Raw genomic sequence first — 23,371 nt, forward strand, 5'->3', positions numbered from 1 at the left:
CACCGTACGTGCCGCCGGTCGGGGCGCGTGCGGTGGGGCGCCGCCGGCTCACCTCACTGGATCACGCCGGCCCGCAGGGTGATGGCGACCATCTCGGCACGGTCGCCGGTGCCCAGCTTGCGGGCGATGCGCGCCAGGTGGCTCTTCACCGTCAGCGCCGACAGACCCAGCAGTGCGCCGGTGTCCTTGTTGGAACGGCCGTCGGCGACGTGCTGGAGCACCTCGACCTCGCGCTCGGACAGGCTGTCCACGCCGGACTCGCCGGTGCGGCCCTCGAAGCCGGTGCCCTCCGGGCGGGTGGTCACCAGGTAGCAGCGCACGCCCGCGGCCACCGCGCCGCGCACCGCGAACGGGTCCGCGTTGCTGGACAGCACCACGCAGCGGTTCCAGCCCGCCGCGCGCAGCTCCGAGACCAGCTGGGCCCCGGAGCCGTCGGGCAGGCCGGCGTCGGCGATGAACAGCGCGCGCGGGCCGGTGCGGGCCATGGCGCGGGCCTGGGCCACGCTGCCGGCGTGCTCGACGTTCACCGCGCCCAGCATGCGCAGCGTCCGGGTCACGGACTCGCGCACCACGGGGTCGGCGACCGCGACGAGAGCGGCGAAGCGGCCGAGGCGGGACGGGACGGCCATCCCAGGGCGTTCGACGAGCGCAGTCACCGTCGTCCTCCTGAAGGAACTGGGCGCCCGCCTCCTGCGGCACGCCTCACTGAGGAGGTGATCGGCTCGAAACAGCGCGGACTTGACGGCTGGTGCGCGGGCGGTGCACCGCAGGCGTGCGAGGGCCTCAGCGCTGGGCGCGCGGCAGCGCCGTGACGCCCTCCGGCAGCGGCGGCAGCCCGGCCACCGTGCACAGCAGCACGCCCCAGGCGAGCAGGTGCGCGGCCACGTCGAACGGCGGTGCCTCGCCGGCCCGGCCACCCGCCGGGCCCTCGTCCGGCAGCGGAGTCCAGGAGGCGCGCAGCTCCACGTCCACCGACGGCGGCCGCTCCGCCAGCGCCCCGTACCCCTCCGAGAGCACCCGCGTGACGGTCCCGCCCACCCCGGTCGCGCGCGCACCGTGCTCGCGCAGCCCGTCCTCCAGCCAGCTCCACCCGACCTGCCCCAGCATCGGGTCCGCGCCGAACTCGGGTTCCAGGTCGGCGCGCGCGTACGTCACGACGCGGAAGGTGCCCTCCCACTCCGGCGGGGCCGACGGGTCGTGCAGCAGGATGAAGCGGCCCGTGGCCAGCTCCTCGCCGTCGACCACGACGTCCCCGGCCAGCGCCACCGCGTGCGGAGCGATCCGCGCCGGCGCCGGCACCTCGCTCAGCGCCACGTCCGGGCGCAGCCGCACCTCGCGCAGCGCCCGCACGGCGCGCTCGAAGGCGTCGGGACCCGTGCCGTCACGGGTCGCGCCGGGCACTCGGGAGAGCGTCACGGGTGGTGAGACTAGGGACGCGGGCCGCGGCGGTGGGGGCGCCGCGCCGTGCGACGATCGGGCGCGTGCCTGGACCCGCTGACGCCCCCGCCACCGCCCCCGCCCCGGGGGCACCGCACGAGGAGCACCTGCGCGACGCCCCCTACCTGCGGGTGGCGCGCGGCGACGTCGCCCGCGGCCTGCGCCCGCAGCGCACCCCCGTGTGGTTCATGCGCCAGGCCGGGCGCTCCCTGCCGGAGTACCGCGCCGTGCGCGAGGGCACCACGATGCTGCAGTCCTGCCGGAACCCCGAACTGGTCGCCGAGATCACCCTGCAGCCGGTGCGCCGCTACGGCGTGGACGCCGCGATCTTCTACTCCGACATCGTGGTGCCCCTGGAGGCCGCCGGCGTCGGGGTGGAGATCGTGGCCGGCACCGGCCCCGTCATCGCCGAGCCGGTGCGCACCCGCGCCGACCTCGAGCGCGTGCCGGAGCTGACCCCCGACCGCCTCGAGCACGTCACCGAGGCCGTGCGCCTGAGCGTGCAGCAGCTGCGCGCCACCGGCACCCCCCTCATCGGCTTCGCCGGCGCCCCCTTCACCCTGGCCAGCTACCTCGTCGAGGGCGGTCCCTCCCGGGACCTGCTGCGCACCAAGGCGCTCATGCACGCCGACCCGCAGCTGTGGCACGACCTCGCCGCGCGCCTGGCGCAGATCACCGGTGCGTTCCTGCGCGCGCAGGTCCTCGCCGGCGCCTCCGCGGTGCAGCTGTTCGACTCCTGGGTGGGCTCGCTGTCCCTGGCCGACTACGAGCGGCACGTGGTGCCGCACTCCGCCGCCGCGCTGCGCGCCGTGGCCGACCTGGGCGTGCCGCGCACCCACTTCGGCACCGGCACCGGCGAGCTGCTCGGTGCGATGGCCGCCGTCGACGGCGGCGTGGACGTCCTCGGCGTGGACTTCCGGGTGCCGCTGGACGTCGGCGCCGCGCGCGGGCGCGCCGGCGCCGGCCGGCCCGTCGCCGTGCAGGGCAACCTCGACCCCGCCCTGCTGTCCGCGCCCTGGCAGGTGCTGCGCGGCGAGGTGCGCCGCGTGCTGGCCGCCGGTGAGCGCGCCGGCGCCGGGCACGTGTTCAACCTCGGCCACGGGGTGCCGCCCTCGGCCGACCCGGGCGTGCTGGCCCGCGTCGTCGACGAGGTGCACGCCTGGCGCGGCGCCGAGGGTGACGTGCCGGACGGCGACGCCCGGGACGGCGGCGAGTGAGCGCCGCGGCCGGCCCGCGCCCGCGCGTCGTGGTCGTCGGCGGCGGCGTCAGCGGCCTGGCCGCCGCGCACCGCCTGCTGCACCGCGGCGCCGACGTGGAGGTCCTGGAGGCCTCGCAGCGCACCGGCGGGGTCCTGCAGCGCGCCGAGGTCGGCGGCGTCGTCGTCGACCTCGGCGCGGAGTCCGTCCTCGCCCGCCGCCCCGAAGCGGTCGAGCTGATCCGCGCCGCCGGCCTCGGCGACGACCTCGTGCACCCGGCGACCGCCGCGGCCGCCGTGCGCTCGCACGGCGCCCTGCACCGCCTGCCCGCCGGAACCGTCATGGGCGTGCCCGGCTCCGCCGAGCAGGTCGCCGGTCTGCTCGACCCCGCCGCCGTCGAGCGGGTGCGCGCCGAGGAGGACCTGCCCGCCGAACCGCTGGAGCACGACGTCGCCGTCGCCGAGCACGTCGCCGCCCGCGTCGGCCGCGAGGTCGTCGACCGCCTCGTCGAGCCCCTCCTCGGCGGCGTCTACGCCGGCCACGCCGACCGGCTCTCCCTGCGCGCCACCGTCCCGGCACTGTGGGAGAGCGCCCGCCGCGGCGGCTCCCTGCTGGCCGCGGTGCGCGCCGCCGCCGCGGCCCGGCCCGCCGCGGCAGGCCCCGTCTTCGCCGGCGTCGCCGGGGGAGTGGCCCGCCTGCCCGAGGCGCTGACCGCCGTGCTGAGCGCCGCAGGCGTCGCCGTGCGCACCGGCACCCCCGTCACCGCCCTGCAGCGCGACCCGGCCGGCGGCTGGCGCGTGAGCACCCCCGGCGGCACCCGCACCGCCGACGCCGTCGTCCTCGCCGTGCCCGCCCCCGCCGCCGCCGCGCTGCTGCGCACCGCCGTGCCCGCCGCCGCCGCAGAACTGGCCGCCGTGCAGACCGCGAGCATGGTCATCGCGGCGCTCGCCGTGCCCACCACCGAGCTGGCCGGGCTGACCGGCTCGGGCGTCCTGGTGCCCCCCGTGGAGGCGGCTGCCGCGGGCCTGCGCGTGAAGGCGCTGACCCTGTCCGCGAACAAGTGGGACTGGGTGGCCGCCCAGCGCCCGGACGTGCGCGTGCTGCGCGTCTCCCTCGGCCGCGCCGGCGAGCGCGAGGCCCTCGACGCCGACGACGCCGACGTGCTCCGCTGGGCCGGCGCCGACGCCTCGGCCCTGCTGGGCCGCGAGCTGCACCCGGTGGGCTCGGCGGTGGTGCGCTGGGTCGACGGCCTGCCGCAGTACGCCGTGGGCCACGTCGAGCGGGTCGAGCGGGTTCGCGCCGCGGTCGCCGCCGCCGGCGGGCTCGCGCTGGCCGGTTCCGTGCTGGACGGGGTGGGCGTGCCGGCGTGCGTGGCCGCCGCCACCCGCGCCGCCGACGAGGTCCTCACCGCCGCAGCGGCGTGACGACGGTCACCCGGCCCGCCGCCGGGGCCGTCGCGGGACGGGTGGACGATGGGGGCATGAGCCAGCAGACCCCCAGCGCCGCGGCACCGGCCGCCGCGCGCACCAGCGCCGAGGAGATCAACAACACCATCGCCTACGCCATGTGGTCGGTGTTCGCGGTGCGCGACACCCTCGGCGACGCCGACCGCGCCGAGCTGACCGCCGAGGTGCAGGCGCTGCTCGACGAGCTCACCGGCAAGGGCCTGACCGTGCGCGGCACCTACGACGTCGCCGGCCTGCGCGCCGACGCCGACGTCATGGTCTGGTGGTACGCCGACACCGTCGAGCTCGTCCAGGAGGCCTACCGCCGCCTGCGCGGCACCCGCCTGGGCCGCCACCTGACCCCGGTGTGGTCGGTCGTCGCGCTGCACCGCCCCGCGGAGTTCAACCGCGGCCACATCCCGGCGTTCATGGCCGGTGAGGAACCCCGCGGCTACCTGTGCGTGTACCCGTTCGTGCGCTCCTACGACTGGTACCTGCTGCCGGAGGAGGAGCGGCGCACCATGCTGCGCGACCACGGCCTGGCCGCCCGCTCCTACGGCGACGTGCGGGCCAACACCGTCTCCGCGTTCGCGCTGGGCGACTACGAGTGGGTGCTGGCCTTCGAGGCCGACGAGCTGCACCGCATCGTCGACCTCATGCGCGAGCTGCGGAACACCGAGGCCCGCCGCCACGTGCGCGAGGAGGTCCCTTTCTACACCGGCCCGCGCGTGCCGCTGGCCGAGCTCGTGGCCGCCCTGCCCTGACGGCTCCACGCCCCGCAAGAGCCCGCCACGCGCGAGAGCCGCCGTCCCCTGCCGGGGCGGCGGCTCTCGCGCGTCGTGCGGGACCTCAGAGGCGCTCGGGGTCCTCCGCGTCGGCGGCGGCCACGTGGTCGGCCACCCCGGCGTGCCCCGCGCCGCCGGACTCGTCCGGCTCCTCCTGCGTCACCCGCTCGTCGATCGTCTCGTTGTCCGCGTCGACGTCGTCGCTCATGAGCTCCTCGGTGGCGTGGCTCACCTGGCGACCCGTGTCGTAGGTGTCGTCGTCGTCGTCCGCGATGAGGGTGTCGGTGCGCAGCGCACCCAGCTCGTCGCCGTCGTTCCCGTCGCCGTCGATCGAGGCGTCCTGCGCGCGCAGGTCCGGGTCGTCCAGCGGGTCCAGCTGCGGGTCGGTCGGCTGAGGATCGCGCGGCTGGGCGGTCTGGGAGTACGGCTCGCTCATGGGCTCCACTCTGCCCGCGACCCCGGTTCGCCGCACCCGCAGCGCACCGGGGACCGCCCGCGCCTCAGGAGGCGGTGGGGCGCAACGTGAGGCTGATCCCGTTGATGCAGAAGCGCTGGTCCGTGGGCGTGGGGAAGCCCTCGCCCTCGAACACGTGGCCCAGGTGCGAACCGCACGTGGCGCAGCGCACCTCGGTGCGCACCATCCCCAGCGAGCGGTCCTCGATCAGCTCCACCGCGTCGGAGTCCTTCGGGTCGTAGAACGACGGCCAGCCGCAGTGCGAGGCGAACTTCGTGGTGCTGGTGAACAGCTCCGCACCGCACGCGCGGCAGGCGTACACGCCTTCGGTGGGGTCGTCCTCGTACTCGCTCGTGAACGGCCGCTCGGTGCCGGCCTGGCGCAGGACGGCGTACTCCTGCGGGGACAGCTCCTCGCGCCACTGCTCGTCGGTCTTGGTGACGGCGTACTTCTTCGCGGTCGTCTCCGGGGTGCTCATGCCCGGTGCAACCGGCCCGCCGCGGGGGGTGTTCCGCTCAGCCGAGCCGCTGGGTGCCGGCGTACAGGTGCAGCACCGGCACCCCGAGGGTGTCTCGGGCGCGGGAGGCCCAGTCGGTGTGGAAGGTGTCCTCCACGGCGTGCGGGCGGGTGACGACGACCAGTTCGCGCGCGCCGGGAAGGCTGCTCAGCAGCTCGCGCACCACGGGGACCGGGTCGTCGCCGCTCGTGCGGCCCTCGGCGTGCAGGCCCAGCGCGCGCAGCTGCTCCAGGGAGCGCGCCAGCGCCGTCTCGGCGTCGACGCGGGCCCGCTCGGGGTCGGGCCGCCCGGCGCGCACCTCGTCCAGCGCGGCGCGCAGCTCACCGAGGCTGAGGTGGTCGAGCACGTCCGCCAGCAGGTTGCGCTCGGTGTCGACGGGCACCACCACGACGTGGCGCACGTCCTCGTCCTCGTGCAGGGCGGCGATGTTGCCCGCGTCGATCTGGCCCAGCGCCTCCTCGGTGAGGACCACGGCGGTCCACGGGGCGTCCGCCCCCTCCTGCGGGGCGTGCTCTGCGGACGGGTCGGCGGGCGGCACGGCGGGGTGGCTCACCCCGCTCACGCTACCGGGGGCCCCGTGCGCGGGCCCGTGCGGCTGCGGCAGGATCGCCCCGTGGTCCAGGCGCGAGGTGCGGCACCGGCGGTGCCGGCGGGCGAGGTGCGGTGGGCGCCGCTGGCGGTGCTGTTCGGCGTCGCCGGGTTGGCGCACCTGCGCCGCCCTGAGCTCTTCGACGCGATCGTGCCGCGCTCGCTGCCCGGCCCGGCCCGCGCCTGGACGACCGTCTCCGGGGTGGCGGAACTGGCCCTGGCCGCCGGGCTGAGCGTCCCCGCCACCCGCCGGGCAGCCGGCTGGGCGGGCGCCGGGTTCCTGCTGGTGGTGTGGCCGGCGAACGGGCGGATGGCGCTGGACGCCCGGCACGCCCGCGGCCGCGCCGGCGCGCTGCGCCGCGCCGCCACCCTGGGCCGGCTGCCGCTGCAGGTGCCGCTGGTGCGCGCGGCGCTGCGGGTGGCGCGCGGGGGCCGCGCGTGAACGGCCACCGGCGCGCCGTGCTGGGCGCCGCGGCCTCCGGCGCGGTGCTCGCCGCGGGCACGGCGGCCGCCGTCACGGCCGTCGCGACCGCCTTCGCCCGCGCCGTGGTCACCCCCGCCCGGCACAAGCCCGACGACGTGGAGGTGCTGCAGGTGGGCCCGCACCGCGTCGTGCTGGGCGTCACCGCCGACACCGTCGTGCCCGGCCGCTACGGCGTGTGGACCGACGGCGGGCGCGGCCACTTCCGCGTCGGGGACGTGCTGGAGGCCACCGGTGAGCGCGTCACCCGCGAACTGCTGGGCGTGGACGCCGGCACGCCCCGCCCGGGTGCGGCGCGCTGGAACCAGTACTTCTTCGCCGGCACCCCGCGCGGCGCGTTGGGCCTGGCGCACGAGGACGTCGTGGTGCGCTCGGAGGTGGGGGAGCTGCCGTGCTGGCGGGTGCCGGCTCCGGCGGGGGCGCAGGACGACGGCACCTGGGCGGTGCTGGTGCACGGGCGCGGCGCCACCAGGGAGGAGGCGCTGCGGGCGCTGCCGCCGCTGCACGAGCTGGGGCTGACGTGCCTGGTGCCCGCCTACCGCAACGACGCCGACGGCCCGCCGTCCCCGGCGCGGCGCTACGGGCTGGGTGACACCGAGTGGCACGACGTGGAGGCCGCCTGCCGGTACGCCTCGGAGCACGGCGCGCGCCGGCTGGTCCTGGTCGGGTGGTCCATGGGCGGGGCGATCGTGCTGCAGCTGCTGGCCCGCTCACCGCTGGCGCAGCACGTCGCAGCCGTCGTCCTGGACGGTCCCGTGCTGGACTGGTACGACGTGCTGGACCACCAGGCCCGCCGCCACCGGTTGCCGGTGCGGCTGGGGCGCTACGGGCTGGGCCTGCTGGGGCACCCGCTGGGCCGGCGGCTGGTCGGCGTGGACGGGCCGGTGGACCTGCGCCGCATGGACTGGGTCGGCCGCGCCCAGGAGCTGAACCTGCCGCTGCTGCTGCTGCACTCGGACGCCGACGACTACGTGCCCTCGGGGCCGTCGGCGCGTCTCGCCGCGGCGCGCCCCGACCTGGTGACGTTCGTGCGCAGCGGCACGGCGCGGCACACCAAGGAGTGGAACGTGGACCCGGCGGGGTGGGAGGGAGAGGTGCGCCGGTTCCTGCGCGCCCACCTCGCCGCGGCCGCGGAGCCCGCCCCGCCGGCGCGCTGATGCCCTCGGCCCCCGCGGTGCCCGGGTGCGCGTGCACCGCCTGCGCCGGGCGCGCCGCGGACGGGGGCGGGGAGTGCGCGCCGGTGGTGCTGGTGCTCGTGGGCGCCGCCGGCAGCGGCAAGACGACGCTGCGCCGCTCCCTGCTGCGGCGCACCCGGTCGGCGCTGCCCGTGGTGAGCCTGGACGACCTGCGCCGCGAGCTGCGCGGCGCCGACGTCGCCGCGGGGCGCCCGGTGCGGGAGCTGCAGGCGTACTCGCCGGCGGCGGTGCGCCGCGCCCGGCGCCGCTGCCAGGCGCTGGCGGGCCTGGGCGCGGGTTACCTCGCCGACGCCACCCACCTGCGCCGCGCCGAACGGGTGGAGCACCTGCGCACCGCCGCCGCCGCGGGCCTGCCCGCCGAGGCGGTGCTGATGCCGCACCTGCCGCTGCCGGCGCTGCTGGAGCGCGACCGGGGCCGCCCGCTGGACGAGCAGGTGCCCGAGCAGGTGCTGGCCCGCCACGCGCACCGGCGCTCGCTGCTGAGCGCCGCGGCGTTGCGCGCGGAGGGGTTCGCGGTGGTGCACGAGGTCGCCGCCTCGCCGGGGAGGCGGGCGTGCACCAGCATGTTCGGCGGGCGCCGCCCGGTGCCCGCGGCGGGAGCGGACGAGGAGAGCGGGGCGCACGTGGTGGACGGGGTGGCTGGACCGGGGCGCGGGGCGCTGCTGCTGGCGGCGGCCGGGCGCGGTGCGCTGGCCGGCCTGGTGGGGGTGGCCGCGATGACGGCCGGGGAGAAGCTCGAGCAGGCCGTGACGCACCGGCCCGACTCGTACGTGCCGGCGCGGGCGCTGCTGGGGCTGCTGGGCCGCCCGGTCGGCGACGACGAGCGGCCGTGGCTGGCGAACCACGCGATGCACTGGGGCACCGGTGCGACGCTGGGTGCGCTGCGCGGTGCGTGGTCGGCGCTGGGGATGCGGGGGCCGCGGGCTTCCCTCACGCACACGGCGGTGCGCCTGGCCTTCGACCAGACGGCGGAGAACGTCTCGGGCGCGGGAGCGCCCCCGCACACGTGGCCGGTGCGCGAGCAGGTCGTCGACGTGGCGCACAAGGCGGTGTACTCGCTGGTGACGGGCCTGGTCGCCGACCGGCTCGTGGCCCCGCGCCTGCTCTCGCAGCGCGGCACGGACAGCCGCTGAGCACGAGCGCGGGAGCCGGGGAGGACGGGCCGCCGGTCACCCCGGACGGGCGCTACCTGGTGGTGCGCGGGCGCCTGTGGCGGCGCGCCGACCCGGCCCTGCCCGAGGAGCGCCGCCGAGAGCTGGTGGCGGAGCTGATGGCGGCGCGGCGCGCCAAGGGCGTGGCGCTGCGCGCCGGGGACCGCGACGGCGCGGCCGCCGCCCGCGAGCGCGTGCAGACGACCAAGGAGGCGCTGGGGGAGCGCGGGCCGGTGTGGTGGTCCGGCTCGGAGCCCGACCTCACCGGGCGGATGGCGCGCACCACCGGCTACGCGGACTGGTTCGCCGCGCTGCCCGCGGACGGGCCCTGAGCCGCCTCAGGACACGCCCGGCAGGCGGTGCCCCATCCGGTCGCGCTTGGTGCGCAGGTAGCGCACGTTGTCCGGCGTCTGGGCCACCGGCAGGTCCCGGCGCGCCAGCACCGGCACCCCGTGCCCGCGCAGCGCCTCGACCTTGACGGGGTTGTGCGTCAGGAGCTCGACGTCCCGCACGCCCAGGTCGCGCAGCACGGCGGCTGCGCCGGTGTAGTCGCGCGAGTCCACCGGCAGGCCGAGGTCGAGGTTGGCCTCCACGGTGTCGCGGCCGCGCTCCTGCAGCGCGTAGGCGGCGATCTTCTCGGCCAGGCCGATGCCGCGGCCCTCCTGCCCGCGCAGGTACAGCACCACACCGCGCCCGCGCTCGGTGATCGCCGCGAGCGCGGCGTGCAGCTGGGGGCCGCAGTCGCAGCGCAGCGAGCCCAGGACGTCGCCGGTGAGGCACTCGGAGTGCAGCCGCACCAGGACGCCGTGCCCGTCGCCGACCTCACCGGCGACCAGCGCGAGGTGCTCGACGCCGTCGGCCTGCCGGTAGGCCACCGCCCGGAAGGTGCCGTGGGTGGTGGGCAGGTTCGCCTCGGAGACGCGCACCACCGGCAGCGCGGGGTGCTGCGGCGGCAGGGCCGCGTGCTGCCCCGGCACGGTGGCGCTGCCGGACTCCTGGACCTCGGTCACGTGCGTCTCCTCGTGCCGGCCGCCGGCCGGCGGACAACTGCTTGAACGTGCAAGGGTATCGCGGGTGCCCGGGGTCAGGACGCGGTCGCGACCCGCACCTGGCGCTTGACCCGGGCCAGCATCCCCGTCATGCCGCGCATGCGCAGCGGGCTGACCGCGCGCTCCAGGCCCAGGCGCGAGCACACGTCCGGGGGCAGGTCGAGCACCTGCGCCGCGGGCAGCCCGTCCAGGCCCTCGCGCAGCACCCCGGCGAAACCGCGCGTCGTGGGGGCCTCCGGAGGTGCGGACACGTGCAGGTGCACCGCCGAGGAGGCGTCCACCTCGACGTTGACGAACACCGGCGACTGGCACTCGTCGACGCGCTCCATGAGCTCGGGGTGGTCGGCCAGGTGCGCCGGCAGCGCCGGCAGGCCCTGGCTGAACTCCAGCAGCAGCTGCAGCCGCTCGCGCTCGGGCAGCGCCTGGAACTCCTCGACGATCTGCGCCATCGCCGGCGGCAGCCCCGCGGTGGGGGAGAAGACGTCCTCGCTCACGGCCGCACCGCCGGCGCCTCGCCCTTGTCCGGGCCGACGGCGATCGGAACGCGCACCGCGTTGCCCCACTCGGTCCACGAGCCGTCGTAGTTGCGGACCTTCTCGAAGCCCAGCAGGTGCGTCAGCACGAACCAGGTGTGGCTGGAGCGCTCACCGATGCGGCAGTAGGCGATCACGTCGTCGCCGGGGGTCAGGCCCTTCTCCCGCTGGTAGATCTCCTCCAGCTCCGCGCGGGTGCGGAACGTGCCGTCCTCGGCGGCCGCGCGCGCCCACGGCACGCTCTCGGCGCCGGGGATGTGCCCGCCGCGCACCGTCCCCTCCTCGGGGTAGTCGGGCATGTGGGTGCGCTCACCGGTGTACTCCTGCGGCGATCGCACGTCGACGAGCCGGCCGCCCAGGTGGGCCAGCACGTCCTCCTTGAACGCCCGGATCGAGGCGTCCTGCCGCTCGACGACGGGGTACTGCGCCGGCTCCGGCTCGGGGGCCTCGGTGGTCGTCTCGCGGCCCTCGGCGATCCACTTGGCGCGCCCGCCGTCCAGCAGCCGCACGTCGGGGTGGCTGAACAGGGTGAACACCCACAGCGCGTAGGCGGCCCACCAGTTGTTCTTGTCGCCGTAGATCACCACGGTGTCCTCGCGGGAGATGCCCTTGCGGGACATCAGCGCCGCGAACCCCTCGCCGTCGACGTAGTCGCGCGTGACCGGGTCGTTCAGCTCGGTGTGCCAGTCGACCTTCACCGAGCCGGGCACGTGCCCGGTGTCCCACAGCAGGACGTCCTCGTCGCTCTCCACGACCTTCAGGCCCGGTTCGCCGAGGTGCTCGGCCAGCCAGGCGGTCGTCACGAGCTTCTCGGGGTGGGCGTAGGCGGCGAGCTTCTCGTCGCCGTCGTGGGGCAGGGCCACTGTCGTCCTCCGTGCGGTGGGGGCGTCTCGCGTCCGGCGGGCGTGCGCGCCCGCAGCAGCACCAACAGCGCGCTGCGCGGTCGCGTTCCCGCCGCGTCGCGATCCTGCCAGACGCCCCGGACGCCGGCCGCCGCCCGGCTCACTACCCTTGCCCGGGTGAGCCGAGCCGAGGAGACGCCCGTGCAGCCCCAGGAGCGCAGCGCGGCGGGCTCCCTGGCCGAGCGCGACCCCCGGGTCCCGCCGCAGCAGCTCGTCGCGGAGCTGGTGCCGCCGCCGCGCTTCTCCGGTGTGCGCTTCGCCAGCTACGTGCCCGCCCCCGACCAGCCCACCCAGGCCGAGGCCGTGGCCGCGATGAGCGGCTTCGGCGAGCGGGTCCTGGCCGGCGGCGGCGGGGCGCGCGGCGGGCTGGCCGGGCTGTTCAAGCGGCGCAGCGCCCCGCAGGGCGCACCCGGCGTCTACCTCGACGGCGGGTTCGGAGTCGGCAAGACCCACCTGCTGTCCTCGCTGTACCACCAGGTCGTCACCGAGGGCGGCCGCACCGCGGCCTACGGCACCTTCGTGGAGTACACCAACCTCGTCGGCGCCCTGGGCTTCCGCCAGGCCGTCGACGCCCTGGCCCCGCACGACCTGGTGTGCATCGACGAGTTCGAGCTGGACGACCCCGGCGACACGGTCCTGATGTCCCGGCTGATGCGCGAGCTGGTCGACCGCGACGTCAAGCTCGCCGCCACCTCCAACACGCTGCCCGGCGCGCTGGGCGAGGGGCGCTTCGCCGCCCAGGACTTCCAGCGCGAGATCCAGGCCCTGGCGGGGCAGTTCGCCGTGCAGCGCGTGGACGGCGAGGACTACCGCCACCGCGGCCTGCCCGCCGCCCCCGCCCCCCTGGACGACGCGGCCGTCGAGCGCGTGGCCGCCGCCACGCCCGGCGCCACCCTGGACGACTTCGACGCCGTGCTCGCGCACCTGGCCCGGGTGCACCCCAGCCGCTACGGCGCGATGGTGCGCGACACCGCCGCGGTCTGCCTGCGCCGGGTCGGCACCGTCTCGGACCAGATGGTGGGCCTGCGCCTGGTGGTGCTCGCCGACCGCCTCTACGACCGCGACATCCCCGTCGTCGCCTCCGGCGTCCCCTTCGACGCGGTCTTCACCGACGAGCTCCTGCACGGCGGCTACCGCAAGAAGTACCTGCGCGCCGTCTCGCGCCTGTCCGCCCTGGCCCGCGACGGCGCCGCGCTCGCCTGAGCCGCCCCCGGGGCGTCACCGGACGAGGGTGATGGTCACCCGGCGGTTCGCCGCGCGCGCCGCCGGGTCGTCGTCGCCGGCGGGGGTGGTCTCCGGGCGCAGCGGCTGCGTCTCGCCGGCGCCGCGCTGCTCCACCCGCACCCCGCCCGCGTCGGCTGCCAGCGCGGCGGCGACCGCGGCCGCACGCTGCTCGGAGAGCACCTGGTTGGCGCCGGCGTCGCCGATGCCGTCGGTGTGCCCCTCGACGAGGACCGCGGCGGGTTCCACCTGCCGCAGCCGGGCCACCACGCCGGCCAGCAGGTCGCCGGCCCCGGGAGGCAACCGCGCGGAACCGAACGCGAACAGCACGTCGGTGCCCAGCGTGATGGAGGTCCCCCCGGCGACGGGCCGGACGACGTCGACGACGCGCGGCGCCACGTCGCGCACCCCGGCCTCCACCGCGACCACGCGTTCCGGCACCGCGACCACGCGCGCCGCCGCCCGTCGATCGGGGTCGCCCGCCCACTCCTGCACGACCGGGGCGGCGGTCGTCGCGGGCTGGACCACCGCGGTGCCGAGGAGCAGCGCCGCCACCGCCGTCGCGAGGGTCACGTCAGGCCCGCGTGAGGGGCACGGCCGGCAGGCTCCCGGAGGGCGTCTCCACCGCGACCGTCGAGACGTCGGCGGGCGGTGCGGGGAACTCGGCGCTCACCCAGTACGACTGCTGCGGCTGCAGCTCGGCCACGGGCACGTCGCTGCACAGGCACTCACCCGCCGCGTCCTGGAACACCAGGTACCGCTTCAGCCCCACCGGGTCGAACAGGCTGGTCCCGCTGAGGTCGGTGGCGGTGACCTCGTCGCGGAAGGCCCCGTACACCGACCGAGGCTCGGTGCCCGTGTTGCGCACCGCCATCGTCAGCGACACCGCGTCCCCGTGGCGGGCGAGCCGGTACACCTCGAGGGTGACGCCGGGCAGGGTCGACGGCACGGTGGCGACGGGATCCGCGGGCAGGCCCGCGGGAGCGGTGGCGACCGCGTCCGCGGAACCGGTGGCCGCGGTGGGTCGGGGCTGCGCCTCGGAGGGGTCGTCGCCCCCGCCGCTGCAACCGGCCAGCGCGACGGCCGCGGCCGCGGTCAGCAGGAGCGAGGGGGAGGTGTCGGCGCGCACGGGCCCCGATGGTAGGCGGACGCGGGCGGACGAGTCAGCGCCGGTCGGGTGAGCGACCCCCCGACCGCCCGCTCGGCACGGTCCTCGGCCCTGCCCTCAGTCCCACTCCGTGGGCAGCGACGGGTCGCGGTGGTGCACCAGGACCCGCTCGAGCTCCTCGCGCGTGACCCGCGAGCCCGACAGCTCCGGCAGCTCGTCCAGGCCGAACCAGCCGACCTCGAGGGTCTCCAGGTCCTGCGCGGCCACCGGCTCGCCCACGAGCCGGCACAGGAAGAACAGGTGGAACACCGACACCGGCAGCGGCGGCTGCTTGCCGCGCACGTCGCGCTCCCACACCGCCACGAGCTTCACCGGCTCCACCGGGTACCCGGTCTCCTCCAGCACCTCGCGCGCCGCGGCCTCACCGGGCCGGTCGCCGGGGTCCACCCAGCCCCCGGGCAGCGACCACAGCCCGTCGCTGCGCTCGCGCAGCATCAGCAGCCGCTCCCGCTCGTCGACCACGCCGGCGCGCACGTCGACCTTCGGGGTGGCGTACCCGGCGTCCCGGCCCAGCACGAGGCGCAGGTCGGCCACGGGCGTGTCCGACACCGCCGCCAGCAGGCCCGCCGCCAGCTCGGCGATCTGCCGGTAGCGGGCCGTGTCGTAGTCCTTGGTGGCGTCGGCGACGGAGTAGACCAGGCCGTCCTGGGCCAGGGCGGCGAGCCGCACCGCGGCCCGCCGCACCTCCTCCGCCCGCGCGCCGCCCCCGGCGGCGCCGCTCACGCCACCCGCACCACGGCCACGCCCTCACCGGCGAAGCGCACGCCCTGGGCGAGCAGCTCCGGTGCCGGACCGGCCGGGAACGCGGCGAGCACCTCCACCGGGCTGCCCCCGACCTCCACGTCGTCGCCCCCGCCCAGCGACACGACCACCCGGTACGGCCCGCGGTGCAGGACCAGCGAGCCGGCCGCCGCGTCCACGCGCACCCGCCGCAGGTCCGCGTCGTGCAGCTCGGGGACCTCGCGGCGCAGGCGCGTCAGCGTGCGGTACCACTCCAGCACCCGCGCGTGCTGCTCCCGCCCCAGCTCGTCCCAGCGCAGCACCGAGCGCTCCCTCGTCGCCGGGTCCTGCGGGTCGGGCACGTCCTCCGCGCTCCAGCCGTGCTCGCCGAACTCCGAGCGCCGCCCCCGGCTGACCGCCTCGCCCAGCTCGGGGTCGGGGAAGGAGGTGAAGAACTGCCACGGCGTGGAGGCGTTCCACTCCTCGCCCATGAAGATCATCGGGGTGAACGGCCCCAGCAGGTACAGCGCCGCCCCGGCCGCCAGGCGCGCCTCGCCCAGCAGGTGCCCGATGCGCTCGCCGACGGCGCGGTTGCCGACCTGGTCGTGGGTCTGCAGGTACCCCAGGAACGCCGTGCCGGGCACGCGGTCCCGGTCGACCCTCTTGCCCCACACCTCGCCGCGGAAGCTGGAGAAGCGCTCCGCGTGGAAGAACGCCTCCTCGAACGTGGTCTTCAGCACCTCCGGGGAGCCGAAGTCGGCGTAGTAGCCCTGGCGCTCGCCGGTCAGCAGCGCGTGCAGGGCGTGGTGCACGTCGTCGTCCCACTGGGCGCTCATGCCGGTGCCGCCCTCGGCGGTGGGGGTCACCATCGTCGCGTCGTTGAGGTCGGACTCGGCCACCAGGGACAGCGGCCTGCCCAGCTCGTCCGAGAGCTGCGCGACCTCGTCGGCCAGCTGTGCGAGCACGTGCGTCGGGGAGTCGTCGACGAGGGCGTGCACGGCGTCCAGGCGCAGCGCGTCGACGTGGAAGTCGCGGAACCAGCGCAGCGCGTTGTCGCAGATCCAGCGGCGCACCTCCTGCGAGCCGGTGTCGTCGAGGTTGACCGCCGCGCCCCACGGGGTGTCGTGCTTGTCGGTGAAGTACGGGCCGAACTCGGCCAGGTAGTTGCCGCTGGGCCCGAGGTGGTTGTAGACGCAGTCCAGCGCGACGGCCAGCCCCTTGCCGTGGCAGGCGTCCACGAACGCGGCGAACCCCTCCGGACCGCCGTACTCGTGCTGCACCGCGTAGGGGGCGACGCCGTCGTAGCCCCAGTTCCACGGCCCGTCCCACGCCGAGACCGGCAGCACCTCCACGACCTGGACGCCGAGCTCGACGAGGTGGTCCAGCTTCGCGGCCGCCGCGGCGAAGGTGCCCTCCGGCGTGAAGGTGCCCACGTGCAGCTCGTAGAACACCGCACCGCGCGCGTCACGACCGGCCCAGCCGTCGTCCGTCCAGGTGAAGGTGGCGGGGTCGACCACGGCGCTGGCCGCGTGCACCCCCTCGGGCTGCCAGCCCGAGCGCGGGTCGGGGCGCGCGTCGCCGCCGTCGAGGGAGAACGCGTAGCGGGTGCCGTGCCCGGCGCCGTCGACCTCGGCGCTCCACCAGCCCTCCCGCGGCGAGGCGCTGCGCTGCATCGCCTGCCGCATGGCCGATCCGCCCGTGCCGACCACCAGATCCACCCGCTGCGCCGTCGGCGCCCACACCCCGAACCGCTGCATCCGCACCATGGTCCCACCCTGGCGGACGGTGCCCGACCCGGCGACCCGTGCCTCCGGAGCGGTGCTGACGCGTTTGACAGCAACCGTTGGCCCGCACCTAAGGTGTGCCGTCGTCCGGCGTCGACCACCCCGCTGGACAGCCGCACCGCACCGCGACCGCACCGTCGACCGCCGCCCCGCCCGGGCCCCGCCCCGGTGCCGCCGCGGTGCCGCACCCGCGGCACCGGCACGAGCAGGAGGACCCGTGAGCACACCCGGCACCAGTCCCGGCAGCAGCCCCGACAGCACCACCCCCGGCAGCACCACCCCCGGCGGGACCACCGCGGCGCGGCCACCCGGCGGCGCCGGGGCGGCCCCGGCGGGGCGGGAGGCCCACGTGCAGGCGCCGGTCTTCTGGGGAGCGGCGATCGCCGTGCTGGCGCTGGCGGGCTGGATCCTCCTGGCCCCCGAGTCCGCCTCAGCGGCGATCTCCACCGCCGTGGGCTGGGTGGGGCAGTGGTTCGGCTGGTACTACGTCCTGTTCGCCACGGTCGTGCTCGTCTTCGTCGTGGTCCTGGCGCTGTCGCGGTACGGGCGCACCAAGCTCGGCCCGGAGCACTCCTCCCCGCAGTTCAGCACCTTCGCCTGGGTCTCGATGCTGTTCGCCGCGGGCATCGGCACCGACCTGATGTTCTTCGCGGTCGCCGAGCCGGTGACGCAGTTCCTGCAGTCGCCGGTCGGCCAGGGCGGCACGGTGGCCGCCGCGCGCGAGGCGACCGTCTGGACGATGTTCCACTACGGCATCTCCGGCTGGGGCATGTACGCGCTCATGGGCATGGCCCTGGGGTACTTCTCCTACCGGATGAACCTGCCGCTGGCGATCCGCTCGGCGCTGTACCCGGTGTTCGGCCGGCGCGTGCACGGCGCCCTCGGTCACGGCGTCGACATCGCCGCCATGCTCGGCACGATCTTCGGGGTCGCGACGTCGCTGGGCATCGCCGTCGTCCAGCTGAACTTCGGCCTGTTCGTCCTGTTCGGCGTCCCCGAGGGCCCGGCCGCCCAGATCGGGTTGATCGCCCTCGCGGTCGTGCTGGCCACGATCTCCGCCATCACCGGTGTGGACCGGGGGATCAAGCTGCTCTCCCAGCTCAACGTGCTCCTCGCCGCCGGTCTCGTGCTCTTCGTGCTCATCGCCGGGAACACCACCCTGCTCCTCAACGGCCTGGTCATGAACGTCGGCGACTTCGCCAGCGGGTTCGGGTCGCTGACGATGGAGACCTTCGCCTGGACGAACCCGCAGGACTGGATGAACGGCTGGACGCTGTTCTTCTGGGCCTGGTGGGCCGCCTGGGCGGCGTTCGTGGGCATGTTCCTGGCCCGAATCTCCCGTGGGCGCACCATCCGCCAGTTCGTGCTGGGCAGCCTGACCATCCCGTTCGCCTACATCGTCATGTGGGTCTCGATCTTCGGCAACAGCGCCATCGACGCGGTGCGCCGGGGCGGTTCCGACTTCGGCGAGCTGACCGTGAACACGCCGGAGCGGGGGTTCTACACGCTGCTCATGGAGTACCCGGCGTTCACGTTCGTGGCCGGCCTGGCGACCGTCATCGGCCTGCTGTTCTACGTGACGTCCGCCGACTCCGGCGCCCTGGTGATGGCGAACCTGTCGTCCAGGCTGCCGACGCCGAACACCGACGCCGGCACCGGGCTGCGCGTCTTCTGGGCCCTGGCCACCGGCCTGCTCACGGTGGGGATGCTGCTGGTCGGCGGCGTCACCGCCCTGCAGAGCGCCACCGTCGTCATGGGGCTGCCGTTCACCTTCGTGATGCTGCTGGTCATGGTGGGGCTGTACAAGGCGCTGCGCGTGGAGGGCCTGCGGGACGCCAGCCGGGCCTCCAGCCTGCCGGGCCGGCTGTCCGGCCGCAGCCCCGGCGTGCCCGAGCGCCGCGACGGCGACACCTGGCGCCTGCGCCTGGGCCGGGCGATGGGGTACCCCTCGAGCGACGCCGCCCAGCAGCACCTCGACGAGGTCGTCGTGCCCGCGCTGCGGGAGGTCGCCGGCGAGATGCGCGAGCGCGGGGTGGACGCGGAGGTCGGCTGGACCACCGACGCGTTCGGCGACCGCTACGCGCAGCTGGCCGCGGACCTGGGCCAGGTGCAGCCCTTCTGCTACCGGGTCCACCGGGCCGAGCTGCCCGTGCCCGTCTTCGCCCGCGACGACCGGCGCCGCCCCGGCGACGAGCGCGAGCAGGCCTACTCCCGCCTCGAGGTGCACCTCGCCGAGGGCGGGCAGGGCTACGACGTGATGGGCTACACGCACTCGCAGCTGATCGACGACGTGCTCGACCAGTACGAGCGCCACGTGGAGTGGCTGCGGCTGCAGCAGGACTCCACCCGCCAGGCGAACTGACCGTCCCGCAGACCCGGAGGAGCCACCGTGCCCGAGCTGTTCATCGACTCCACCTGGCGCCCGGCCGCCGAGGGCGGGCGCCGCGAGGTCGTCAACCCCTACGACGGCGAAGCCTTCACGAGCGTCGACGAGGCCTCGGCCGTCGATGCGGAGGCCGCCGTCCTCGCGGCCCGCCGCGCCTTCGACACCGGCCCGTGGCCGCGCGCCGGTGCCGAGGAGCGCTCGGCGCTGCTGCGCCGCGTGGCGGACCTGCTCGAGCGCGACCGCGAGGAGATCGCCCGCACCGAGACCCTGGACACCGGCAAGACGCTGGTGGAGAGCCGCATCGACGTCGACGACGTGGCGGCGGTGTTCCGCTACTACGCCGAGCAGGTCCTCGTCGAGGTCGACCGCACCGTGGACGTGGGCCGCGACGACGTCGTCAGCCGCGTCGTGCACCACCCGGTCGGCGTGTGCACCCTCATCGCGCCGTGGAACTACCCGCTGCTGCAGATGTCCTGGAAGGTCGCCCCCGCGCTGGCCGCGGGGAACACCGTCGTCCTCAAGCCCAGCGAGGTCACCCCGCTGACCACGGTGCACCTGGTGCGGCTGCTGGCCGAGGCGGGCGTGCCCGACGGGGTCGTCAACCTCGTGCTGGGGGCGGGTTCCGCGGTCGGGCCGGTCCTGACCGAGCACCCGGCCGTCGACCTGGTCTCCTTCACCGGCGGGCTGGAGACCGGCCGCGCGATCCTGCGCTCGACCGCGCAGACGGTCAAGCGCACGACGGTCGAGCTGGGGGGCAAGAACCCCCAGCTCGTCTTCGCCGACGTCGACCTCGAGCGCGCCGCCGACACCGTCCTGACCGGGGTGTTCCTGCACGCCGGCCAGGTCTGCTCCGCGGGCACCCGGCTCATCGTGGAGGAGTCGATCGCCGACGAGCTCGTGGCCCGCGTCGCCGAGCGCGCCCGGCGCGTGCGCCTGGGCAACGGGCTGGACGAGGGCACCGAGTCCGGGCCGCTGGTCTCGGCGGTGCACCGGGACAAGGTCGAGGGTTACGTGCGCCTCGGGCTGCAGGAGGGCGCCCGGCTCGTCACCGGTGGGCGCCGCCCCTCCGACCCGGGCCTGGCCCGCGGCTTCTTCTACGAGCCCACGATCTTCGACGGCTGCGACCGTTCGATGCGCCTGGTGCAGGAGGAGACCTTCGGCCCGATCATGACCGTCGAGCGCTTCCGCACCGAGGCCGAGGCCGTGGAACTGGGCAACGACACCGCCTACGGCCTGGCCGGCGGGGTGCAGACCGGCGACGACGAGCGCGGGGAGCGCGTCGCGCGCGCCCTGCGGCACGGCACCGTCTGGATCAACGACTTCGGCCCCTACGTCCCGCAGGCGGAGTGGGGCGGGATGCGGATGTCCGGCAACGGCCGCGAGCTCGGCCCGGCCGGGCTGGCGGAGTACCGCGAGACGCAGCACGTGTGGCGCAACACGAAGCCGGCCGCGGCCGACTGGTTCAAGGGCTGACGGTGTCGGCCGGAGGAGAGGGAGAACGGTGAGCACGACGACCCCGGTCGAGGAGTTCGACTACGTCATCGCGGGAGGTGGCACCGCGGGCTGCGTGGTCGCCGCACGCCTGTCGGAGGACCCGTCGGTGACGGTGTGCCTGCTGGAGGCCGGCCCCAGCGACGTCGGCGACGAGAACATCCTCAAGCTGGCCGACTGGATGCACCTGCTGGACTCCGGCTACGACTGGGACTACCCCGTCGAGCCGCAGGAGAACGGCAACAGCTTCCTGCGCCACGCCCGCGCCAAGGTCCTCGGCGGGTGCTCCTCGCACAACTCCTGCATCGCGTTCCACCCGCCCGCCGAGGGCCTGGACGCCTGGGAGGCCATGGGCTGCACCGGCTGGGGCGCGAAGGACGTCCTGCCCCTGGTGCAGCGCCTGGAGAACAACGACGGCCCCGGTGACCACCACGGCCGCAGCGGCCCGGTGCGGCTGCGCACCGTGCCCCCGGTGGACCCGGCCGGCGTCGCGCTGCTGGAGGCCGCCGCCGCGGCGGGGCTGCCGACCGTGCGGTTCAACGAGGGCCCCACCGTCCTCAACGGCGCCGGCTGGTTCCAGATCAACGCCGGCGAGGACGGCACCCGCATGTCCAGCTCGCACGCCTACCTGCACCCGATCCTGGGGCAGCGCCCCAACCTGGAGGTGCGCACCGGGTACTGGGTGGAGAAGGTCGTCGTCGAGCCGGACGCCGACGGCGCCCACCGCGCCACCGGCGTGGAGTACATGGCCCCGGACCTCATCCACCACGGCACCGTCCGCGCCCGCCGCGAGGTGATCGTCTCCGCCGGCGCCATCGACACCCCCAAGCTGCTCATGCTCTCCGGCATCGGCCAGGGCGAGCAGCTGCGGGAGTTCGGCCTCGACGTCCTCGTCGACTCCCCGGGCGTGGGGGAGAACCTCGACGACCACGTCGAGGGCCTGGTGTTCTGGGACGCGCTGCAGCCCATGGTCACCGCCTCCACGCAGTGGTGGGAGATCGGGCTGTTCGCCACCACGGTCGACGGCCTGGACGTGCCGGACCTGATGATGCACTACGGGTCGGTGCCGTTCGACCTCAACACCGTGCGCTGGGGCTACCCCACCACCGACAACGGCTTCTGCCTCACCCCGAACGTCACCCAGGGGAAGTCGCGCGGCACCGTGAAGCTGCGCTCGCGCGACTTCCGCGACCGGGCGCGGGTCGACCCCCGCTACTTCACCGACCCCGAGGGCCACGACCTGCGGGTCATGACCGAGGGGATCCGCCTGGCCCGGCGCATCGTGGAGCAGGAGCCCATGGCGCCGTGGGCGGGGGCCGAACTCGCCCCGGGCAAGGACGTGGTGACCGACGACGAGATCGCCGACTACGTCAAGAAGACGCACAACACCGTCTACCACCCGGCGTGCACCGCCCGGATGGGGGCCGAGGACGACCGCATGGCCGTGGTGGACCCGCGGCTGCGGGTCAAGGGCGTGCGGGGCCTGCGCGTCGCCGACGGCTCGATCATGCCGTTCCTCGGCGCGGTCAACCCCAACATCACCACCATGGCGATCGGTGAGAAGTGCGCCGACATGCTCAGGGAGGACGCGCGCTGACGCGGGTGCCGGGGCGCGGCCACGCCGCACCCCGGCACGCCCCCCCCGGCGACCCGGGGGGCTCAGGCGGTGAGGTGCCGGGCCAGGTCGTCCAGGACCCGTACCGCGCCGCTGTACCCCAGCCCCAGGAACCACGTCTCGTCGTCGACGCGCTGCGCGCGGCCCTGCGCCACGGCCGGGATCGTGCTCCACAGGGGTCCGGAGAGCACGGCGGCCTCCTCGGTGGCGTCCACCGGCCCGTAGCTGGTGTAGAACAACCGGTCCCCGTCGGCGCGCGTGATGGTCTCCGCGGAGACCTCCACCGCCAGGTCGTCCACGTCCTGCTCCGCCGGGCGGGGCAGGCCCACGTCGCCCAGCACGACGCCGATGAACGACAGGTCCCCGTACAGCCGGATGCGCCCGGGCATGAACCGCACCAGCGAGATCGTCGGCGGGGTGGCCCCCAGTTCCGCCCGCAGCGCGTCCGCGCGCTCCTGGTAGTCCGTCAGGAGCGCCTCGGCCTCGCCGCGCACCCCCAGGGCGTCGCCGGCCAGCAGGAGGTTCTCCTTCCACGGGAACCCCGGGCGGTGGCTGAGGACGGTGGGGGCGATCTGCGACAGCTGCGGGTACAGCTCCTGGACCCGCAACGCGCTGCCCAGCACCAGGTCCGGCCGCAGAGCCGCCACGGCCTCGAGGTCGATCTGGTCGAGCGGCCCCACGGTCTCGACCCGCCCGTCGACCTGCTCGGCGAGGTGGGAGGGCAGCCCGGTCTGCCCGGCGGTGGTGCCCATCCCCACCGGCGTCACCCCGAGGGACAGCACGGCGTCCAGCTCGCCGGTGTCCAGCACGACCACGCGCTGCGGGCGCCGCTCGATCGTCGTGCTGCCGGCGGCGTGGGTGAGCGTGCGCGGGAACTCCCCGTCCGGCGCACCGGAACCCAGGGCGGCCGTCGCGCTGTCGGCCGTGCGGAACGCGGACCCGCCCTGGGCGACGTCGGCGGTCGCGCTCGCAGCCGGTGCCGGGGAGCTGCTGCTCCCCGCACCGCAGCCGGTCAGCAGGGCGAGGAGGGACGCGGCACCGCCGGCGGCGACGGTGCGGCGCGATGGGTGGCTGAGGGGGACCTGTGCGGACACGCGAGGAAGGATAGCCTCACCACACCTGCCGTCCGCGGCGCCCTCGCCGTGGACGCGGGGGGGGGGGGGGGGGGGGGGGGGGGGGGGGGGGGGGGGGGGGGGGGGGGGGGGGGGGGGGGGGGGGGGGGGGGGGGGGGGGGGGGGGGGGGGGGGGGGGG

23 protein-coding genes and 1 pseudogene are annotated in these 23,371 nt (G+C 76.1%); 11 read left to right on the forward strand and 13 right to left on the reverse strand.

Features of this window, described 5'->3' with window-relative positions:
* Positions 1-53: 53 nt before the first annotated feature.
* The gene (locus tag ACRYR9_RS10720) at positions 54-656 is read right to left on the reverse strand and encodes a response regulator transcription factor (protein WP_432495438.1); all 603 of its coding nucleotides are present in this window, start codon (positions 654-656) and stop codon (positions 54-56) included.
* 127 nt (positions 657-783) lie between these two features.
* Positions 784-1,416 (reverse strand): DUF3000 domain-containing protein, encoded by a 633-nt coding sequence (locus tag ACRYR9_RS10725; protein ID WP_432495436.1) that lies wholly within the window; start codon positions 1,414-1,416, stop codon positions 784-786.
* 65 nt (positions 1,417-1,481) lie between these two features.
* On the opposite strand from ACRYR9_RS10725, the gene hemE reads away from it, so the two are divergent.
* The 3 genes from hemE to hemQ are packed head-to-tail and all read left to right on the forward strand — an operon-like array spanning position 1,482 to position 4,842.
* Positions 1,482-2,654 carry a uroporphyrinogen decarboxylase gene (gene hemE, locus ACRYR9_RS10730; RefSeq protein WP_432495434.1) on the forward strand — a complete coding sequence of 391 codons (1,173 nt, stop codon included), beginning with the start codon at positions 1,482-1,484 and terminating at the stop codon, positions 2,652-2,654.
* Complete coding sequence (hemG, locus tag ACRYR9_RS10735) at positions 2,651-4,057, forward strand: protoporphyrinogen oxidase (protein WP_432495432.1); 1,407 nt, start codon at positions 2,651-2,653, stop codon at positions 4,055-4,057. The genes hemE and hemG overlap by 4 nt, the downstream gene beginning before the upstream one ends.
* A gap of 56 nt (positions 4,058-4,113) precedes the next feature.
* Positions 4,114-4,842, forward strand: coding sequence for a hydrogen peroxide-dependent heme synthase (gene hemQ, locus ACRYR9_RS10740; RefSeq protein WP_432495430.1), 729 nt, complete (start codon positions 4,114-4,116; stop codon positions 4,840-4,842).
* Between the two features lie 85 nt (positions 4,843-4,927).
* Here the strand turns inward: hemQ and ACRYR9_RS10745 are convergent, their stop codons facing one another.
* From ACRYR9_RS10745 to ACRYR9_RS10755, 3 genes are all read right to left on the reverse strand, one after another.
* On the reverse strand, positions 4,928-5,299 hold the full coding sequence (locus ACRYR9_RS10745; protein WP_432495428.1) for a hypothetical protein: 372 nt from the start codon (positions 5,297-5,299) through the stop codon (positions 4,928-4,930).
* A 64-nt stretch (positions 5,300-5,363) separates the two neighbouring features.
* A complete protein-coding gene (msrB, locus tag ACRYR9_RS10750) occupies positions 5,364-5,795 on the reverse strand; it encodes a peptide-methionine (R)-S-oxide reductase MsrB (protein ID WP_432495426.1) in 432 nt (143 codons plus the stop codon).
* A gap of 37 nt (positions 5,796-5,832) precedes the next feature.
* Positions 5,833-6,387, reverse strand: coding sequence for a hypothetical protein (locus ACRYR9_RS10755; protein ID WP_432495424.1), 555 nt, complete (start codon positions 6,385-6,387; stop codon positions 5,833-5,835).
* 60 nt (positions 6,388-6,447) lie between these two features.
* Between ACRYR9_RS10755 and ACRYR9_RS10760 the strand changes: the two genes are divergently transcribed.
* The 4 genes from ACRYR9_RS10760 to ACRYR9_RS10775 are packed head-to-tail and all read left to right on the forward strand — an operon-like array spanning position 6,448 to position 9,582.
* On the forward strand, positions 6,448-6,864 hold the full coding sequence (locus ACRYR9_RS10760) for a DoxX family protein (protein WP_432495422.1): 417 nt from the start codon (positions 6,448-6,450) through the stop codon (positions 6,862-6,864).
* A complete protein-coding gene (locus ACRYR9_RS10765) occupies positions 6,861-8,060 on the forward strand; it encodes an alpha/beta hydrolase (protein WP_432495420.1) in 1,200 nt (399 codons plus the stop codon). Before ACRYR9_RS10760 ends, ACRYR9_RS10765 begins: the two co-directional genes overlap by 4 nt.
* On the forward strand, positions 8,060-9,232 hold the full coding sequence (locus ACRYR9_RS10770) for an AAA family ATPase (RefSeq protein ID WP_432495418.1): 1,173 nt from the start codon (positions 8,060-8,062) through the stop codon (positions 9,230-9,232). The genes ACRYR9_RS10765 and ACRYR9_RS10770 overlap by 1 nt, the downstream gene beginning before the upstream one ends.
* A gap of 59 nt (positions 9,233-9,291) precedes the next feature.
* Complete coding sequence (locus ACRYR9_RS10775) at positions 9,292-9,582, forward strand: hypothetical protein (protein ID WP_432495416.1); 291 nt, start codon at positions 9,292-9,294, stop codon at positions 9,580-9,582.
* Positions 9,583-9,588: 6 nt separating this feature from the next.
* Here ACRYR9_RS10775 and ribA read toward each other — a convergent pair.
* The 3 genes and pseudogenes from ribA to ACRYR9_RS10790 all read right to left on the reverse strand — a co-directional run.
* Positions 9,589-10,188, reverse strand: a pseudogene (gene ribA / locus ACRYR9_RS10780) (GTP cyclohydrolase II); the annotation flags it as partial.
* Positions 10,189-10,334: 146 nt separating this feature from the next.
* A complete protein-coding gene (locus tag ACRYR9_RS10785; RefSeq protein ID WP_432495476.1) occupies positions 10,335-10,748 on the reverse strand; it encodes a SufE family protein in 414 nt (137 codons plus the stop codon).
* Positions 10,749-10,789: 41 nt separating this feature from the next.
* The gene (locus tag ACRYR9_RS10790) at positions 10,790-11,695 is read right to left on the reverse strand and encodes a sulfurtransferase (RefSeq protein WP_432495414.1); all 906 of its coding nucleotides are present in this window, start codon (positions 11,693-11,695) and stop codon (positions 10,790-10,792) included.
* A gap of 156 nt (positions 11,696-11,851) precedes the next feature.
* On the opposite strand from ACRYR9_RS10790, the gene zapE reads away from it, so the two are divergent.
* On the forward strand, positions 11,852-12,937 hold the full coding sequence (zapE, locus tag ACRYR9_RS10795; RefSeq protein WP_432495412.1) for a cell division protein ZapE: 1,086 nt from the start codon (positions 11,852-11,854) through the stop codon (positions 12,935-12,937).
* Positions 12,938-12,952: 15 nt separating this feature from the next.
* Here the strand turns inward: zapE and ACRYR9_RS10800 are convergent, their stop codons facing one another.
* From ACRYR9_RS10800 to treZ, 4 genes are all read right to left on the reverse strand, one after another.
* Positions 12,953-13,528: an OmpA family protein gene (locus tag ACRYR9_RS10800; RefSeq protein WP_432495410.1), complete on the reverse strand. Its 576-nt coding sequence runs from the start codon at positions 13,526-13,528 to the stop codon at positions 12,953-12,955.
* 1 nt (position 13,529) lies between these two features.
* Positions 13,530-14,084 carry a hypothetical protein gene (locus ACRYR9_RS10805; RefSeq protein WP_432495408.1) on the reverse strand — a complete coding sequence of 185 codons (555 nt, stop codon included), beginning with the start codon at positions 14,082-14,084 and terminating at the stop codon, positions 13,530-13,532.
* 96 nt (positions 14,085-14,180) lie between these two features.
* Entirely contained in the window at positions 14,181-14,846 is a 666-nt protein-coding gene (locus ACRYR9_RS10810; RefSeq protein WP_432495406.1) for an NUDIX hydrolase N-terminal domain-containing protein, read from the reverse strand.
* On the reverse strand, positions 14,843-16,600 hold the full coding sequence (gene treZ / locus ACRYR9_RS10815; protein ID WP_432495474.1) for a malto-oligosyltrehalose trehalohydrolase: 1,758 nt from the start codon (positions 16,598-16,600) through the stop codon (positions 14,843-14,845). The genes ACRYR9_RS10810 and treZ overlap by 4 nt, the downstream gene beginning before the upstream one ends.
* A 244-nt stretch (positions 16,601-16,844) precedes the next feature.
* Here treZ and betT point away from each other — a divergent pair, with 244 nt between their 5' ends.
* Genes betT through ACRYR9_RS10830 form a run of 3 tightly spaced genes read left to right on the forward strand, consistent with a single transcriptional unit; the run spans position 16,845 to position 22,101 of the window.
* Entirely contained in the window at positions 16,845-18,989 is a 2,145-nt protein-coding gene (gene betT / locus ACRYR9_RS10820; RefSeq protein ID WP_432495404.1) for a choline BCCT transporter BetT, read from the forward strand.
* A 27-nt stretch (positions 18,990-19,016) separates the two neighbouring features.
* Positions 19,017-20,486: an aldehyde dehydrogenase family protein gene (locus ACRYR9_RS10825; protein ID WP_432495402.1), complete on the forward strand. Its 1,470-nt coding sequence runs from the start codon at positions 19,017-19,019 to the stop codon at positions 20,484-20,486.
* Between the two features lie 28 nt (positions 20,487-20,514).
* On the forward strand, positions 20,515-22,101 hold the full coding sequence (locus ACRYR9_RS10830) for a GMC family oxidoreductase (protein ID WP_432495400.1): 1,587 nt from the start codon (positions 20,515-20,517) through the stop codon (positions 22,099-22,101).
* Positions 22,102-22,163: 62 nt separating this feature from the next.
* Here ACRYR9_RS10830 and ACRYR9_RS10835 read toward each other — a convergent pair whose 3' ends face one another.
* Positions 22,164-23,213, reverse strand: a complete 1,050-nt coding sequence (locus tag ACRYR9_RS10835; protein WP_432495398.1) for an ABC transporter substrate-binding protein — start codon at positions 23,211-23,213, stop codon at positions 22,164-22,166.
* Positions 23,214-23,371 lie beyond the last annotated feature (158 nt).

This window comes from Kineococcus auxinigenes, assembly GCF_050871525.1.
Classification (GTDB): Bacteria; Actinomycetota; Actinomycetes; order Actinomycetales; family Kineococcaceae; genus Kineococcus.